Origin of the sequence: Pseudomonas lactis (assembly GCF_001439845.1) — a bacterium.
Classification (GTDB): domain Bacteria; phylum Pseudomonadota; class Gammaproteobacteria; order Pseudomonadales; family Pseudomonadaceae; genus Aquipseudomonas; species Aquipseudomonas lactis.
Window position 1 is genome coordinate 240,840 of the sequence record NZ_JYLO01000005.1, and the last position, 16,378, is coordinate 257,217.

Annotated in this window: 17 protein-coding genes; 9 read left to right on the forward strand and 8 right to left on the reverse strand. The window is 61.1% G+C overall.

From position 1 onward, the window contains the following. Positions 1–34: 34 nt before the first annotated feature. Positions 35–448 (reverse strand): VOC family protein, encoded by a 414-nt coding sequence (locus TX24_RS10050; RefSeq protein WP_044271877.1) that lies wholly within the window; start codon positions 446–448, stop codon positions 35–37. 92 nt (positions 449–540) lie between these two features. On the opposite strand from TX24_RS10050, the gene TX24_RS10055 reads away from it, so the two are divergent. Then, positions 541–1,416, forward strand: coding sequence for a LysR substrate-binding domain-containing protein (locus TX24_RS10055; RefSeq protein WP_057710259.1), 876 nt, complete (start codon positions 541–543; stop codon positions 1,414–1,416). Here TX24_RS10055 and TX24_RS10060 read toward each other — a convergent pair. Next, positions 1,400–2,635 (reverse strand): cation:proton antiporter, encoded by a 1,236-nt coding sequence (locus TX24_RS10060; RefSeq protein WP_044271874.1) that lies wholly within the window; start codon positions 2,633–2,635, stop codon positions 1,400–1,402. The two genes, TX24_RS10055 and TX24_RS10060, sit on opposite strands and share 17 nt — an antisense overlap. 103 nt (positions 2,636–2,738) lie before the next feature. Between TX24_RS10060 and TX24_RS10065 the strand changes: the two genes are divergently transcribed. Further along, positions 2,739–3,572, forward strand: coding sequence for an EamA family transporter (locus TX24_RS10065; RefSeq protein ID WP_044271870.1), 834 nt, complete (start codon positions 2,739–2,741; stop codon positions 3,570–3,572). Positions 3,573–3,601: 29 nt separating this feature from the next. Further along, positions 3,602–3,988 (forward strand): MAPEG family protein, encoded by a 387-nt coding sequence (locus tag TX24_RS10070; protein ID WP_003194977.1) that lies wholly within the window; start codon positions 3,602–3,604, stop codon positions 3,986–3,988. Positions 3,989–4,112: 124 nt separating this feature from the next. On the opposite strand, the gene mltA is transcribed toward TX24_RS10070, so the two are convergent. Further along, on the reverse strand, positions 4,113–5,306 hold the full coding sequence (gene mltA / locus TX24_RS10075; RefSeq protein ID WP_057710260.1) for a murein transglycosylase A: 1,194 nt from the start codon (positions 5,304–5,306) through the stop codon (positions 4,113–4,115). A gap of 129 nt (positions 5,307–5,435) precedes the next feature. Here mltA and TX24_RS10080 point away from each other — a divergent pair, with 129 nt between their 5' ends. Next, positions 5,436–5,885, forward strand: coding sequence for a c-type cytochrome (locus tag TX24_RS10080; RefSeq protein ID WP_003194972.1), 450 nt, complete (start codon positions 5,436–5,438; stop codon positions 5,883–5,885). A gap of 6 nt (positions 5,886–5,891) precedes the next feature. Here the strand turns inward: TX24_RS10080 and TX24_RS10085 are convergent, their stop codons facing one another. The 5 genes from TX24_RS10085 to TX24_RS10105 form a co-directional block, all read right to left on the reverse strand. Continuing rightward, complete coding sequence (locus tag TX24_RS10085) at positions 5,892–6,287, reverse strand: DUF1090 domain-containing protein (protein WP_044271866.1); 396 nt, start codon at positions 6,285–6,287, stop codon at positions 5,892–5,894. 39 nt (positions 6,288–6,326) lie between these two features. Then, entirely contained in the window at positions 6,327–7,988 is a 1,662-nt protein-coding gene (gene ligB / locus TX24_RS10090) for an NAD-dependent DNA ligase LigB (RefSeq protein ID WP_057710261.1), read from the reverse strand. Positions 7,989–8,087: 99 nt separating this feature from the next. Then, positions 8,088–8,438 carry a DUF1090 family protein gene (locus TX24_RS10095; protein ID WP_047711968.1) on the reverse strand — a complete coding sequence of 117 codons (351 nt, stop codon included), beginning with the start codon at positions 8,436–8,438 and terminating at the stop codon, positions 8,088–8,090. 212 nt (positions 8,439–8,650) lie between these two features. Next, positions 8,651–9,841 carry a methionine adenosyltransferase gene (gene metK / locus TX24_RS10100; protein WP_003194964.1) on the reverse strand — a complete coding sequence of 397 codons (1,191 nt, stop codon included), beginning with the start codon at positions 9,839–9,841 and terminating at the stop codon, positions 8,651–8,653. A 19-nt stretch (positions 9,842–9,860) separates the two neighbouring features. Continuing rightward, positions 9,861–10,856, reverse strand: a complete 996-nt coding sequence (locus TX24_RS10105) for an ArsR/SmtB family transcription factor (protein WP_003194962.1) — start codon at positions 10,854–10,856, stop codon at positions 9,861–9,863. 260 nt (positions 10,857–11,116) lie between these two features. On the opposite strand from TX24_RS10105, the gene tkt reads away from it, so the two are divergent. The 5 genes from tkt (at position 11,117) to TX24_RS10130 (ending at position 16,146) form a co-directional block, all read left to right on the forward strand. Next, positions 11,117–13,114, forward strand: a complete 1,998-nt coding sequence (gene tkt / locus TX24_RS10110) for a transketolase (RefSeq protein WP_034133964.1) — start codon at positions 11,117–11,119, stop codon at positions 13,112–13,114. Positions 13,115–13,256: 142 nt separating this feature from the next. Then, entirely contained in the window at positions 13,257–14,312 is a 1,056-nt protein-coding gene (gene epd, locus TX24_RS10115; RefSeq protein WP_003194958.1) for an erythrose-4-phosphate dehydrogenase, read from the forward strand. A 17-nt stretch (positions 14,313–14,329) separates the two neighbouring features. Beyond that, the gene (locus tag TX24_RS10120; protein ID WP_057710262.1) at positions 14,330–15,493 is read left to right on the forward strand and encodes a phosphoglycerate kinase; all 1,164 of its coding nucleotides are present in this window, start codon (positions 14,330–14,332) and stop codon (positions 15,491–15,493) included. Between the two features lie 31 nt (positions 15,494–15,524). After that, positions 15,525–15,752: a hypothetical protein gene (locus tag TX24_RS10125; RefSeq protein WP_003194953.1), complete on the forward strand. Its 228-nt coding sequence runs from the start codon at positions 15,525–15,527 to the stop codon at positions 15,750–15,752. A gap of 61 nt (positions 15,753–15,813) precedes the next feature. After that, the gene (locus TX24_RS10130) at positions 15,814–16,146 is read left to right on the forward strand and encodes an MliC family protein (RefSeq protein WP_034133963.1); all 333 of its coding nucleotides are present in this window, start codon (positions 15,814–15,816) and stop codon (positions 16,144–16,146) included. Positions 16,147–16,378: the final 232 nt, after the last annotated feature.

Genomic DNA, 16,378 nt, shown 5'->3' on the forward strand with positions numbered 1-16,378 from the left:
GGGGGTGGCCCTTATTGTTGTGGTTGTCAGGGATTTACTGCGCGAACAATCCTTCGAAGTGCTTGAACCCTTTCACCTCGATGGGATTACCGCTGGGGTCGAGGAAAAACATCGTGCGCTGCTCGCCTGGTTCGCCGGCAAAGCGGGTCACGGGTGGGATCTCGAAGCGTGTGCCCAGGCGGGTGAGGCGTTCGGCAAGCGTTAACCACTCATCAAGTGGCAGCACCACGCCCAGGTGCGGCATCAGTACCTGGTGCTCACCGACCAGGCCGGTACGTGTAGTTGGGAAGGGCGTACCCAGGTGCAGTGAAAGTTGATTGCCGAAAAAGTCGAAGTCGATCCAGGTCGCGCTGCACCGGCCCTCGGTGCAACCCAAAACATCTCGATAAAAAATGCGCGCCTCGTCTAAGTCATAAACATGGTATGCAGCGTGGAAGGGTCTGTTCATGGCTGGCTCTCCAGATGGGGAGCTGTCAGGTTAAACAGGCGGTGCCGCCAGGGTAAAACGGGTTTGCCTTGGTCTGAGCGAAAGGAAAACTTATGGATGTTCGATTCCTGAGGAGCCTGGTCGCTGTCATTGAAACCGGGTCTATAGCCGCTGCTGCACGGCGTGAAAACCGCAGTGCGGCGGCGATCAGCCAGCGGGTCAAGGCGCTTGAGCGCACGCTGGGTTGTACGTTGCTCATGCGCACCGCACATGCCGCGTGGCCTTCGGACCAATGCTTGCTGCTTTTGCCCAGAATCCAGGCCGTCATTGAACAGGCGCGCCAGTTGCAGGAGCACCTGAGCCAGGACGAGTTATCGGGGGAGATTAACATTGGGGCCATTTCCACGGCGCTGACCGGCGTCTTGCCCGGACTGATCGAGCGGCTGACAGTGTCGGCACCCAAGCTGAGGCTGAAGATCACACCCGGCGATTCCAGAAGTCTCTATGAGAAGTTGCTCAACCAGGAATTGGATGCAGCGATACTGGTGCGACCGCCGTTTCAACCGCCCAAAGCCTTGTCGATGGCTTTGCTGCGTGCCGAACCCTTGATTCTGATTGCGCCCGCCGAGTGGGGGGTGCAGTCACTGGCAGCCTTGTTAGGCGAACGCCCGTTTATCCGCTATGACGCTCGCTCCTGGGGTGGGCAGATCGCCCAGCGTTTTCTCGATGAACAGTCCTTCGAGCCCGAGGTGTTATGTGAGCTGGATGCGCTGGAAACTATCCTGATGCTGGTCGCCCAGGGGATGGGGGTATCGCTGGTGCCGCAGTGGGCGGGCATGCCCTGCAACGGCATCCGTGTGTTACCGGCCGGCGACCGGCTGTGCTATGCACGCGAGATGGTGGTCATGTACAGCTCGACACCGCGCCGCCCGTTGGCGATGCGGCATCTGCTTGAAGTGTTGCGCGGCGCGGTTACTGCGGCGCAGTGACACGGCTGACAACGCGACCAATCGTCAAGCCCTGCAACAGGATCGAAGACAGCACCACGATGTAGGTGATGCTCAGCAACAAGTCGCGCTCCGGGCCCAAGGGCAGGGCCAAGGCCAGTGCTACCGAGACGCCGCCGCGCAGGCCACCCCAGGTGAGGATGCGGATTGTGCCGCGTGGCACCGTGCGCCAACGGCGCAGCAACAGGATCGCCGGGGCCACGGTGAGCAGGCGCGAGAGCAGGATCGCCACCGCCAGCAGGCTGGCCGCGAACACGTGCAGCCAGTTGAATGGCAATAGCAGCAGCTCCATGCCGATCAGCGCAAACAGCAGCGCGTTGAGCATGTCATCGAGCAGTTCCCAGAAACCATCCAGATAGCGACGCGTCATGTCGTTCATCGCCAGCTTGCGCCCCAGGTTGCCGATGATCAGCCCCGCGACCACCATCGCAATCGGTGCGGACACATGCAGTTCCGAAGCCATGGCCGAGCCGCCGATTACCAGGGCGAGGGTCAGCATGACTTCGATCTGGTGCTGTTCGATGCTCTTGATCATCAGGTACACGAGGTAGCCGATCAGCCCGCCAAACAGCACGCCGCCAATGGCTTCGTGGGCAAACAGCATGGCCGTGGCGCCGACGGTGGGCGTCTCACCCAACTGCGCGATGCCCAGCAGCACGGTAAACACCACCACGGCGGTGCCGTCATTGAATAGCGACTCGCCGACGATAGTGGTTTTCAGCGGTTTGGAGGCATTGGCGGTCCGCAGCACGCCGAGCACCGCAATGGGGTCGGTGGGGGAAATCAGCGCGCCGAACAGCAGGCAATAAAGGAAACTCACGTGCCAGCCAAACAGGGCGAAGATGTAGTACGCCAGGCTGCCGATCACCACGGTGGCGATCAACACGCCAAAGGTTGCCAGCAGGCCGATGGGCCAGCGGTAGCTGCGCAAGTCGTTCAGGTTGACGTGCAAGGCGCCGGCGAACAGCAGGAACGACAGCATCCAGTTCATCAGCAAATCGCCGAAGTCGATCTGGCCGATCAACTGCTGGATGCGTTCTTCCAGGCCCGGGTAGCCGAGCACGCTCAGGCCTTGCAGGATCAGCGAAAACAACAGTGCGGTGACCATCACGCCGATGGTGGGCGGCAGGCCGATAAAGCGAAAGTTCACATAAGTGAGCAGGGTGGTGAGGCAGATGAAGGCGGCGACAAGTTCAAGCATCCGGGGTCCTTGGAGCGGGGGAATATAGGCGCACGAGGTGCGTCGAATCGGGGTTTAGTATAAACAGGTGCTGTTACATGACGTATCAATTAAGGAGGTTCTAGTGATAGCGACAGCCCTGGTGCTGGTAGCGGCGCTGTTGCATGCGACGTGGAATACCTTGATCAAGTTCAGTGGCGAGCGCCTTTTGGTCATCGCCTGCATGGACAGTGTGGCGCTGCTGTTCGTGGCAGTGGCGGTGGGGTTCGTGTCCTTGCCGCCGTTGGACATCTGGCCGTGGATCGCGGCCTCGGCGCTGTTTGAATTGCTCTATCGCTATTTGTTGATCCAGGCCTATCGGGTGGGGGACCTGGGCCTGGTATATCCGTTGATGCGCGGTTTGTCGCCGTTGGTGGTGCTGGTGCTGACGCTGGTGTTCGCTGGCGAAGTGCTGAGCACCCAGCAGATTCTGGGGATCCTGCTGATCCCGTTCGGCATGGTATGCCTGTTGTGGCAGGGCGGCGGCGGTGACCGGTTGCCCTGGTCGATGCTGCCGGTGGTGTTGCTGATTGGCCTGTGCATCGGCTGCTACACCTTTCTGGACGGGCAGGCGCTGCGGCGCTGGTCGCACCCGTTGGATTACCTGGTGTGGCTGACGCTGATCAGCGCCTGGCCGTTTCCGTTGCTGGCCCTGGTGCGCAAGCGCGCAGCCTTCAGCCTGTTCTGGCGCACCCAGTGGCGGTTGGGCTTGAGCGTGGGGCTGTGCGTGTTGTTGAGCTACGCTTTGGTACTTTGGGCCATGCAGTTGGGCTCGATTGCCGAAGCCGCCGCGCTGCGCGAAGTCAGTGTGATTCTGGTGGTGCTGTTCGGCATGCGTTACTTGAAAGAACCTTTTGGCCGTCCACGGCTCATAGCCTGTGGGTTGGTGTTGATTGGCATGTTGGTGATGAAACTCTAACCGTCGGATAAAACTAAAAGGAATCGGTGATGACAGTCGCTTTATGGTGTGTGTTGATCGCAATTTTTCTGCCGTACATTTGCACCGGTGTGGCCAAGTTCAGTACAGGCAAGTTCGGGCCACGGGATAACCACGACCCGCGTGCCTTCCTCGATAGCCTGGAAGGCGTCGCCAAGCGTGCGCATAGCGCGCAACTCAACAGTTTCGAAGTGACCCCTGCGTTTGCCGCCGCAGTGATCGTTGCGCACCTGGCCGGCAACGCCGACCTGGTGACGATCAACGTGCTGGCAGTACTGTTTATCACCAGCCGCCTGCTGTACATCATCTGCTACCTGGCGGACTGGGCGATCTTGCGTTCGCTGGTGTGGGCCGTGGGTATGGCGTTGATTGCGAGTTTCTTCTTCGTTTCGATGTAAGGGGTGCTGTAGGAGCGAGCTTGCTCGCGAAGAACGCCAACGATAACGCGTGCTTACTGAGTAAGCGCGGCGCCTGTGAGTTTTTCGCGAGCAAGCTCGCTCCTACAAAAAGCCCCAGCGGTTGTCAGGTGCCGGCAGGCGCATCCGGCACCTGTGGCAACGCCGCGCCTTTGGGCCACAGCATCCAGATCTGCCCTTGCTGTTTCATATTCCCCGCCAACTCGCCTGCTGCATTGCCTGTGCCCCAGAACAAATCTGCGCGCACTTCGCCGGTGATTGCGCCGCCGGTGTCCTGGGCTGCGACCGGGCGTGCCAGTGGCGTGCCGTCTGGTTTGGTGGTCGACAACCACAACAGACTGCCCAGCGGAATCACCTTGCGGTCCACCGCCACACTGTAGCCGGCGGTCAATGGCACGTTCAGCGAACCACGCGGGCCTTCGTTGCTGTCGGGGCGGGCGCTGAAGAATACGTAGCTGGGATTGCTCGCCAGCAGTTCTGGAATGCGCTGCGGGTGGGCCTTGGCCCAGGCGCTGATGGCGCCCATGGTCACGTCTTCTTTTTTCAGCTCGCCTTGTTCCACCAGCCAGCGGCCGATAGGGCGGTACGGGTAGCCGTTCTGGTCGCCGTAACCCACACGCAGTTGGCGCCCGCCGACCAGTTGGATACGCCCCGAGCCCTGGATCTGCAGGAATTGCAGGTCCATCGGGTCGGTCAGCCAGGCGATCGGCTTGGCGGTGGAGCCTTGGCTGTTGAGGGTGCTGGCATCGTCATAAGGCTTGAGCACGCGACCTTCCAGGCGCCCGCGCAGGCGCTTGCCCTTGAGTTCCGGGTAGATGCTCTCGAGGTTGACGATGATCAGGTCGTCCGGCACGCCGTATACCGGCACGTGGGCGGTGGCGGTCTTGGTCAGGCTGCCGGGGTAGACCGGCTCGTAATAGCCCGTGATCAAGCCGTTTGGCGTGTTGTCTGCCGAGCGCAGGCCGAAGACATCCAGATGTTCCTTGAGAAAACTACGAACCGCCACGGCATCGCCCGGTACGCTGGCCGCGGCCGCGCAGGTCGCGCCCCAGATCGGGTCGGCCTTGAGGCGCTGGCAGGCGCTGCGCCAGGATTCAAACCCGGCGAGCAAGTCGCTGTCGGAAACGCTCGGCAGGGCTTCCCACGGTGCGCTCACATAGGTGGCAACGGCGTGAGGTTTGGTTGGCTCCTGGGCAACTTGTTTGCCGGTGTCTTTACCGCCATCGCAGCCGGCCAGTAGCGCGAACATCGGCAGAGCCCACGCCAGGCGCCGGCTCCAGGGTTTGAAGGTGACATTCATGTAGGTAGTTCCTGAAACGATTGCCCGTGCTTCACTGCATCCGGGCAACCCTTATTATTAATAGGGCTATTGGTCTTTGTGGGCGGTGCGAGGATACTGGCCGCCGTTTCCCGTGACCTTGAAGCCATGATGATGTTAAAAAAATTGACTGTTGTATTGCTGGCCTGCCTGGCGGTGTCTGCCTGTGGCGGTGTTGATCCCAATTCCCCGCTGGGCCAGCGCAAGGCGATCTTCAAGCAGATGCTCAAGACCGGTGAAGACCTGGGTGGCATGCTGCGCGGGCGTATCCCATTCGATGGCGCCAAGTTCGCCGAGGGTGCGGTCAAGCTGGATGCGTTGTCCCATGAGCCGTGGAAACATTTCCCGAGCGTGCGCGAAGAAGACCACACCAGTGCCAAGGATGACGTGTGGCAAAAACAGGCGCAGTTCCAGCAACTGGCCCGCGACCTTGAGGCGGCCACCGGTGAATTGGTGATCGCCAGCCAGGTGCAGCCTTATAAAGCCAGCAACCTTCAACCTGCGGTGCAAAAAGTTGAAGATGCCTGCAGCGCCTGCCATAAGCAATTCCGCGATCATTGATCGGTTTTACTGGTCGAGTTCTTCCACCGCGTCTTGCAGCTCTTTACGCGATTCGGCCAGCTTCTCCTTACGCTTGTTGATCTTGTCCGGGTCACCTTTCTTCATGGCCTTGTCGAGGTCGGCCTGACGGCGGCTGACTTCATGCTTGGCGTCGAGCACCTTGTTTTCACGCTCTTTTTTCAAGCTGGCATCGGTGCAGTGAGCGGTGACTTCGGCCAGGGCTTTTTCCAGGCCGGCCTGTTGGGCGCTGTTGCCGTGGGCCTTGGCCTGTTCGATCTGGCTGCTGATGGCCTGGCGCTTGGCGGCGCAGCCGGTGAGCGGTTGCGCGTCTTCGGCGGCCAACAGTGGCGTGCTCATGAAGCCTGCGAGGGTCAGCAAGGCAAAGGGGGCGAGAAATTTCATATAAAGCTCCAAGTTCGCAATCAGGTGGCCGGGTGGTGTTCAAAACCCATCTACCCCGGCTGCGCGTAATGTTTCAGCCATGGCTTGTACCTGCGGGTCGCGAAAAAAAGCGCTGAGTTGCGCTGCGCGTCCCGGGCCTATGCCATCTGAGGCCAGCCAGGCTTGGGTGTCTTTGGCGACCAGCGTCTGCCAGTTGCCTTCCAGGTTGTTGCGCGCCGCTGGCGGTATGCCCAAGGCGCAGAGCCATTGTAAAAAAGGGCGTTGCCGGGCGCTTTGAATACTGTCGAGCACCCGCGTACGGGTACGCTCGCCTAAGCCCTCAATGGTAGCAAGCTCGGCCGCATCCAGGGTTAACCAATCGAGAAAGCCTGCGATTAGACCCGCCTGGATCAATACGTTCCAGGTTTCACGGCCCATATGGGGCAAGGCCAGGCCGTGTTTGCCGCTCAACCAGGTGAGGCGGGCGAGCAGTTGATCTTCGCAACCGGGGTCCAGTTGCCAGCAGCTCAAAGCGTGGAAGTCTTGAGGGTCGGGGACCTGCACGTCCACGCGTGTCTTGTTGCGCAGGATCACCTCGTCCAGCCGCGGTATCACCTGGCCCGCCAGGCTGATCGACACGTGATCGCCTGGGCGGATATCCAGGGCTTGCCAGCGCTTGAGCGAGCTGACGCTAACCCGGCTGATCTGCCGATCATCCAGCCGTACGGGCTCCAGTTCGAGGATTGGGGTAATGCGCCCGGTGCGCCCCACCCTGAACTGCACCTTGCGCACCAGCGCCAGTGCCTTGATGGCCGGGTACTTCCAGGCAACCGACCAGTAAGGCGCAGTGGCTTGCCAGCGCTCGGCGGGCGCTCGCGCAGCCTGGTGCAGCACCACGCCATCGCTGGCGAAGGGCAATGGCGCGTTGTACCAATGGGTACGCCAATGCGCGGCTTCGCTGATGGTGCTGACGGGCTGGCTGTACTGTCGGCTGTCGGTGAACCCCCAGCGCGCCAGGGTGGCCTGGCGTTCGGTGAAGTCCGCCGGGCCGTCGGGCCATGCCCAGACGAACAGGCCGATCCCTGCCGCCTCGGCATCGTTCAACTGGCGACGGTTCATCAGGCCGGCCACTTTGCTGCGGGCATTGAGCCCGCCCTTGAGCGATTGCACATGGTGGTCGAGGCGCCAATAGAGTTCGCCTTGCAGCACCACATCAACGGCGTCGGGCAGTTGCTGGACAATGCCGGGGATCTTGGCGGCGGAGGTTGACCAGTCGTGACCCAGCAGGCCGTCGCCCCGACTGATGAGCTGGTGCAAGCGGCCCTGGCGATACACCAGGGTCACCGCAACGCCATCCACCTTGGGTTGCACCCAGACATCCTGTCGAGTGGTGAGCCAGTCACTGACGGCCGGCTCGCTCGGCAGCTTTTGCAAACCCGTGTGCGCGACCGGATGACGTAAGGTGCCGCGCGCCCTGGCCAGTGGGTTATCAGCCTTGGGTGTCTGCTGGCGGGCGCATTCCTGCCAATGCGCCAGGCGTGTGCGGGCCTGGTCGTAGAGCTCGTCGCTGATCAGGGATTGGCCCTGTCGATGGTAGCTGTCGTCCCACTGCTGGATTTGCCTGGACAAGGTTTCCAACTGTGAGTGAACGTCATCGGGGCAGGTTTCGGCCCAGGCCCAGGCTGGCAGGGCGCTTATGAGAACAGCCAGTAAGACTTGCATCAGGAGCATCCTTGCTCGAAAAAGGATGCCCAGCCTAAGTGATCCACGCGCCCACAAAAAAGCCCCGACCGAGCGGGGCTTTTTACCGGGTATTTCTGTTTACTTGAACAGGCCGCCCAAGGCCTTCACAGCGTCGTTGTTTTCAGCCTTGGCCTGCTGCTTTTGCTGCTTGGCGTCGACTTTTGCCTGGCTGTCGGCGAGTTTGTTGCAAGCTTTGTTGACCTGCTCCAGCGCAGTCTCATACGCCCGCACTTTCAACAGATCGTTCTTGGCATTGGCCGCGTCGATCTTGGCTTGCAGGTCTTTGGGTTGCTGCTGGCAGTCGCCGGCATTGCCGCCACCGAGCTGGGCACTCAGGGCGCCGCTCAGTGCGTTCAGGTCAGCGGCCTGGGCTGGCAGGGTGAACAGGCTGAGCAGAAGGGCGGCAGGGGCGAGTGTGCAAATGCGCATGAAAACCTCAATGTTCGATTGCCTGCGCGCTTATCCATCCCGGGCGGGCGCAGTGCAATATCCAAGTAAGGTGAAGGGCCCGAGAGGGCGCGGATTCTAGTGGGCCATCATTTGGCCTGCAAGCCTTGGATCCAAAAAAGCCCGAAGTGGCCCTGCAGATAACAAAAAGCCCCGCCAGGCAGACCTGGCGGGGCTTTATTTACCGCGAACGATTACAGGCCGGCGGCGGTACGCAGGTCGTTGGCGCGGTCGGTTTTTTCCCAGGTGAAGGTGCTGAAGGTGTCATCGCCAACAGTCTTCTGCGCAGGGGTGCGGCCGAAGTGGCCGTAGGCTGCGGTTTCCTGATACATCGGGTGCAGCAGGTCGAGCATGGTGGTGATCGCGTAAGGGCGCAGGTCGAAGATCTCGCGCACCAGCTTGACGATCTTGTCATCGCTGATCTTGCCAGTGCCGAAGGTATTCAGCGAGATCGACGTAGGCTGGGCCACGCCAATGGCGTAGGAAACCTGGATTTCGCAGCGCTCGGCCAGGCCGGCAGCGACGATGTTCTTGGCCACATAACGGCCGGCGTAAGCGGCAGAGCGGTCAACCTTGGAAGGATCCTTGCCGGAGAACGCACCGCCGCCGTGACGAGCCATGCCGCCGTAGCTGTCGACGATGATTTTGCGGCCGGTCAGGCCACAGTCGCCCACCGGGCCACCGATGATGAACTGGCCAGTCGGGTTGATGTGGAACTGGGTGTCCTTGGTCAGCAACTCGGCAGGCAGCACGTGCTTGACGATCAGCTCCATCACGCCTTCGCGCAGGTCGGCGTAGGACACGTCCGGATTGTGCTGGGTCGACAGTACGACAGCGTCGATACCCACCACTTTGCCGCCTTCGTAACGGCAGGTCACCTGGGACTTGGCATCCGGGCGCAGCCATGGCAGTACGCCGGATTTGCGCGCCTCGGCCTGGCGTTGTACCAGTTGGTGCGAGAAGGTGATCGGCGCGGGCATCAGCACGTCGGTTTCGTTGCTGGCGTAGCCGAACATCAGGCCCTGATCGCCCGCGCCCTGGTCTTCTGGCTTGGCGCGGTCAACACCCTGGTTGATGTCCGGGGATTGCTTGCCGATGATGTTCATCACGCCGCAGGTCGCGCCGTCAAAGCCCACGTCGGAGCTGTTGTAGCCAATGTCGGTGATCACGTCACGTACGATCTGCTCCAGGTCAACCCAGGCAGTGGTGGTGACTTCGCCGGCGATGATCGCCACGCCCGTTTTCACCAGCGTCTCGCACGCCACACGGGCGAACTTGTCTTCAGCGATGATAGCGTCCAGCACCGCGTCAGAAATCTGGTCGGCGATTTTGTCCGGATGCCCTTCAGACACGGACTCGGAGGTGAAAAGGGAGTATTCGCTCATCTCGATGTTTTCCTGATATTTACCGATGGTGAGTGTCGCCAGCCGGTCGCTGAAAATGGCGGACCTGAATCTGGAAACCATTACGTAAACCTACATAGAGGCTTTCCCCGGGAACGAGTCCCGCAGCGGTGGCCCAACGGGCCAGATCGTCCTGTTCAAAACCCAGCCAGAGATCACCGCAGGCCTCCTTGGCCCAATTCTGGTTGTGGCTGCATAAATCCGTAACCAGCAGGCTACCGCCGGGGTGCAGCAACCCGGCCATTTGCTTGAGGGCTTCTGCCGGTGCGGCGAAATGGTGCAAGACCATGTTCAGCACCACGCAATCGGCCCGCAGGCCGGTGTCACTCAGGGCGTCTGCCAACTGCAGGCGCACATTGCCCAGGGCTTCGCGTTCACAGAGTTGGCGCGCCAGTTCAAGCATTGCCGGGCTGTTATCCAGCGCGGTGACCTGCTCGAAGCGGCGCGCCAGTTCGGGCAGGAAACCGCCGTCGCCAGGGCCGACTTCCAAGGCCGTGGCTTCTTCACTGAAGCTCAGCTTGTCCAACAGCGCCAGTACGCTTTCGCGGTACTGGGCCAAGCCGGCGATCAGGTCCTGTTGGGCGCGAAACTTGTCGGCCACCCGTGAGAAAAAATCCTGGCTGGCGGCGGCGCGTTGCCCGTGCACCTGGCCGATGCGCGACTGCACATCACCGGGCAGGCACAAGTTGTCCACTTCGTCGAGCAGGGCAGCGTGCAATTTGCCGCCAAGCAGTTCGGTATGGGGCAGGGCACGTCGGTAGAAAATCGCATTGCCTTCGCGACGGGTGGCCACCAGGTCGGCCTGGGCCAGCACCTTCAAATGGTGGCTCATGCCGGACTGGCCGATGGCGAAGATCTGCGCCAGCTCCAGTACCCCGAAAGAATCGTTGGCCAGTGCGCGCAATACGTTCAAGCGCAACGGATCGCCAGCGGCCTTGCACAAGGCAGCCAGTTCATCGCCGTCGTCAGGACGCAGGGAGGGCACGGGTAGGTTCATAAGGCCAGCAGTCTAGTGACGGGTGTGCATCCCCGCAAGATCAATATCAAAAAGTTTTGATATTGATCGATAAGTGGCGGTTATAAGCCATCGCTATAACCTTTAGACGAACCGGTTAAAGGTTTCTGCAAGGGATTGGTGCCCAAAGCACAGGAAAAACGCCCACAAGTGACTATCTGTCATTGCCCGCAGGCGGTGGCTGAGGGAAAATACCGGTCCTTTTTTCCGTTTCTTTATAAGCAAACTCCAGGAGATCAGCGATGCCCAGCCGTCGTGAGCGTGCCAACGCCATTCGTGCCCTCAGCATGGATGCCGTGCAAAAAGCCAACAGCGGCCATCCCGGTGCCCCGATGGGCATGGCGGATATCGCCGAGGTACTTTGGCGTGACTACCTGAAACACAACCCGAGCAACCCCTCGTTCGCCGACCGTGACCGCTTCGTGCTGTCCAACGGTCATGGCTCGATGCTGATTTATTCGCTGCTGCACCTGACCGGCTACGACGTCACCATCGACGACCTCAAGAGCTTCCGTCAACTGCACAGCCGCACCCCGGGCCACCCGGAATTCGGCTACACCCCAGGCGTTGAGACCACCACCGGCCCCCTGGGCCAAGGCCTGGCCAATGCCGTTGGTTTCGCCCTGGCGGAAAAAGTATTGGGCGCGCAGTTCAACCGCCCTGGCCACGACATCGTTGACCACCACACCTACGTATTCCTGGGTGATGGCTGCATGATGGAAGGCATTTCCCACGAAGTCGCTTCCCTGGCCGGCACCCTGGGCCTGGGCAAGCTGATTGCCTTCTACGATGACAACGGCATCTCCATCGACGGCGAAGTCGAAGGCTGGTTCACCGACGACACGCCTAAGCGTTTCGAAGCCTACAACTGGCAGGTGATCCGCAACGTTGACGGCCACGATCCGGAAGAGATCAAGACCGCCATCGACACCGCTCGCAAGAGCGCGCAGCCAACCCTGATCTGCTGCAAGACCACCATCGGTTTTGGCTCGCCGAACAAGCAAGGTAAAGAAGACTGCCACGGCGCCCCACTGGGTGACGCGGAAATCGCCCTGACCCGCGAAGCGCTGAAGTGGAACCACGGCCCGTTTGAAATCCCGGCCGACATCTATGCCGAATGGGATGCCAAGGAAAAAGGCCTGGCCGCCGAAGCCGAGTGGGACCAGCGTTTCTCGGCCTACTCCGCCGAATTCCCGGAATTGGCCAACGAACTGGTACGCCGCCTGGCCGGTGACCTGCCTGCCGACTTCTCGGAAAAAGCCTCGGCCTACATCGCTGAAGTCGCGGCCAAGGGCGAGACCATCGCCAGCCGTAAAGCCAGCCAGAACACCCTGAACGCCTTTGGCCCGTTGCTGCCTGAGTTCCTCGGCGGTTCGGCTGACCTGGCCGGTTCCAACCTGACCCTGTGGAAAGGTTGCAAAGGTGTCTCGGCCGAAGACGCCAGCGGCAACTACATGTACTACGGCGTGCGCGAGTTCGGCATGAGCGCCATCATGAACGGCGTTTCCTTGCACGGCGGCCTGGTGCCTTACGGCGCGACCTTCCTGATGTTCATGGAATACGCTCGTAACGCCGTACGTATGGCCGCGCTGATGAAGAAGCGCGTGATCCACGTCTACACCCACGACTCCATCGGCCTGGGCGAAGACGGCCCGACGCACCAGCCGGTCGAGCAACTGACCAGCCTGCGCACCACGCCGAACCTCGATTGCTGGCGCCCCGCCGACGCGGTGGAATCCGCCGTGGCCTGGAAGCACGCCATCGAGCGCAAGGACGGCCCTTCGGCGCTGATCTTCTCGCGTCAGAACCTGCAACACCAGGTGCGTACCGACGCGCAGATCGCCGACATCAGCCGTGGCGGTTACGTGCTCAAGGACTGCATCGGCGAGCCGGAGCTGATCCTGATCTCCACCGGTTCCGAAGTGGGCCTGACCGTTCAGGCGTACGACAAGCTGACCGCCCAAGGCCGCAATGTGCGCGTTGTGTCCATGCCCTGCACCAGCGTGTTCGAAGCCCAGGACGCCGGCTACAAGCAATCGGTATTGCCGCTGCAGGTCAGTGCGCGTATCGCCATTGAAGCGGCTCACGCTGACTACTGGTACAAGTACGTGGGCCTGGAAGGCCGCGTGATCGGCATGACCACCTACGGTGAGTCGGCGCCGGCGCCAGCCTTGTTCGAAGAGTTCGGTTTCACCTTGGAAAACATCCTGGGTCAGGCTGAAGAGCTGCTGGAAGACTAAGGTTGTAAATTGAGGTGGCTGTGCTGGCCTCTTCGCGAGCAAGCCCGCTCCCACATTTGGAATGCATTTCAAGTGTGGGAGCGGGCTTGCTCGCGAAGGCGGCAGTACCGCCACCCTATTACCCAAGGTAATCGAGAACCCCATGCCTCAACCGCGTCCCTACAAAGTTGCACTCAACGGCTACGGCCGCATTGGTCGTTGCGTCTTGCGTGCTCTGTTCGAGCGAGGGGCGGCGGCCGGGTTTGAAATTGTCGCGATCAATGATTTGGCCGACATGGCCAGCATCGAATACCTGACACGCTTTGACTCCACCCACGGCCGCTTCCCGGGCGAAGTGCGGGTTGAAGGCGATTGTCTGCATATCAATGGCAACTGCGTACAAGTGTTGCGCAGTGCCACCCCCGAAGGCATCGACTGGAAAGCACTGGGCGTCGACCTGGTGCTGGAATGCTCCGGTGTCTATCACACCCGTGCCGACGGCCAGCGTTTTCTCGACGCCGGCGCACCGCGTGTGCTGTTTTCCCAGCCGATGGCCAGCGAGGCGGATGTCGACGCCACCATCGTCTACGGCATCAACCAGGATTGCCTGACCGGCGATGAGTTGCTGGTGTCCAACGCGTCGTGTACCACCAACTGCAGCGTGCCGTTGTTGCGCCTGCTGGACCAGGCGATCGGCCTGGACTACGTGTCGATCACCACGATTCACTCGGCGATGAACGACCAGCCGGTGATCGACGCCTACCACCACGAAGACCTGCGCCGCACGCGTTCGGCATTCCAGTCAGTGATTCCGGTGTCCACCGGCCTGGCGCGTGGCATCGAGCGACTGCTGCCGGAACTTGCCGGGCGAATCCAGGCCAAAGCCGTACGGGTGCCGACGGTGAACGTGTCTTGCCTGGATATCACCATGCAAACCGTGAGCGACACTGACGCGGCCGAGGTCAATCGGATCCTGCGCGACGCCGCTACCAGCGGCCCGCTCAAAGGCCTGTTGGCCTACACCGAGTTGCCCCACGCCAGTTGCGATTTCAACCATGACCCGCATTCGGCGATTGTCGATGCCAGCCAGACCCGCGTTTCCGGCCCCAGGCTTGTGAACATCCTGGCCTGGTTCGACAACGAATGGGGCTTTGCCAACCGCATGCTGGATGTTGCCGAACACTATCTGCACATCGCTTCTAAACAACCTCAACAGTAATTCAGGAACTGCGACCCATGACCGTGTTGAAGATGACCGACCTCGATCTGCAAGGTAAGCGCGTACTGATTCGCGAAGACCTCAACGTCCCCGTCAAGGACGGTGTTGTCACCAGCGATGCGCGAATCCTGGCCTCGCTGCCGACCATCAAGCTGGCCCTGGAAAAAGGCGCGGCCGTGATGGTCTGCTCCCACCTGGGTCGCCCGACCGAAGGTGAGTTCTCTGCCGAAAACAGCCTCAAGCCGGTCGCCGAGTACCTGAGCAAGGCCCTGGGCCGTGACGTGCCATTGGTCGCAGACTACCTGGGCGGCGTGGACGTGAAAGCGGGCGATATCGTGCTGTTCGAAAACGTGCGCTTCAATAAGGGCGAGAAAAAGAACAGCGACGAACTGGCCCAGCAATACGCCGCCCTGTGCGATGTGTTTGTGATGGACGCGTTCGGCACCGCCCACCGCGCCGAAGGTTCGACCCACGGCGTGGCCAAGTTCGCCAAGGTCGCCGCGGCTGGCCCGTTGTTGGCTGCCGAGCTGGATGCACTGGGCAAGGCCCTGGGTGCTCCGGCCCAACCAATGGCCGCTATCGTTGCTGGCTCCAAGGTGTCCACCAAGCTGGACGTACTCAACAGCCTGAGCCAGATCTGCAACCAACTGATCGTCGGCGGCGGCATTGCCAACACCTTCCTGGCCGCTGCTGGCCACCCGGTGGGCAAGTCCCTGTACGAGCCAGACCTGCTCGACACCGCCCGCGCCATCGCCGCCAAGGTCAGCGTGCCGCTGCCGGTAGACGTGGTGGTTGCCAAGGAATTCGCGGACAGCGCCGCCGCTACCGTCAAGCTCATCGCTGACGTGGCCGACGACGACATGATCCTGGACATCGGCCCGCAAACCGCGGCCAACTTCGCCGAGCTGCTCAAGGCATCCCAGACTATCCTGTGGAATGGCCCGGTGGGCGTGTTCGAGTTCGACCAATTCGGCAACGGCACCAAGGTGCTGGCTAAAGCGATCGCTGAAAGCTCGGCGTTCTCCATTGCTGGCGGCGGCGATACCTTGGCGGCTATCGATAAATATGGTGTGGCTGATCAGATCTCCTACATTTCTACCGGTGGTGGCGCTTTCCTCGAGTTCGTCGAGGGCAAGGTGTTGCCAGCCGTGGAAGTGCTGGAAACCCGAGCCAAAGGTTAAGGCTCGCGTGATCAGGAAAAGGAGCGTTCCCATGATCAAGTCGTTGGCACTGGTGATCGCAGCGGGCCTGTTGGCTGGCTGCGGCAGCACACCCAGCGCGGCGCCCGAGGCGGATAACGCGAAGGCACCGTTGAGAAAAAGCTGTTACCAGGCTGACTGGCAAGCCGAGACCATGCCGGTGATCAACAAGCGCATCGGCAACGAACGGCTGGAGAAATACGACTCCGCGCCCAACGGTCAGGAACAGGGTTGCCCATGACGGGTCTGATCCACTAACCGACAGCAACGGCGGCCCATAGGCCGCCCTGCGAGGATTGGCAATGAAAGGCGTTTTCGCCCTGGCAGCCCTGGCCCTGTTGGCCGGCTGCAGCAGCATGAACCTGTTCGACAAGGCAGAGCCAGCCGACAAATGGACCACCTGGACCTGCGACAGCAAGGCCGAGGTGAACTGGCGCTTTGCCAACCCGGCCCGTTCCGAAGTGGATGTACGCCTCGGCGGTTCGGACCAGGTTTACCGGCTCAAGCAAGAAGTAGCCGCCTCGGGCGTGCTGTACAGCGACGGCCAGTTGGCGTTTCACACCAAAGGTGAGGAAGGCCTGGTTTACTGGGTGGCGACGGATGATTTGATTGGGCGCGGCTGTAAGGCCCAATAGGATTTTGGATTTGATGAGAAGCAAATGTGGGAGCGGGCTTGCTCGCGAATGCGGTGGGTAAGCTGACGAGTCCGGTGACTGATACACCGCTTTCGCGAGCAAGCCCGCTCCCACATTGATCCGGCTCCAATCTCACAGAGGTTGTGCGCCGAGCACTGCAATAACTTGAATAGCAGCCGCCGCTACGGCAGGCTTGCACGATTAACGACCCTCGACCGGGAGAGACAACACA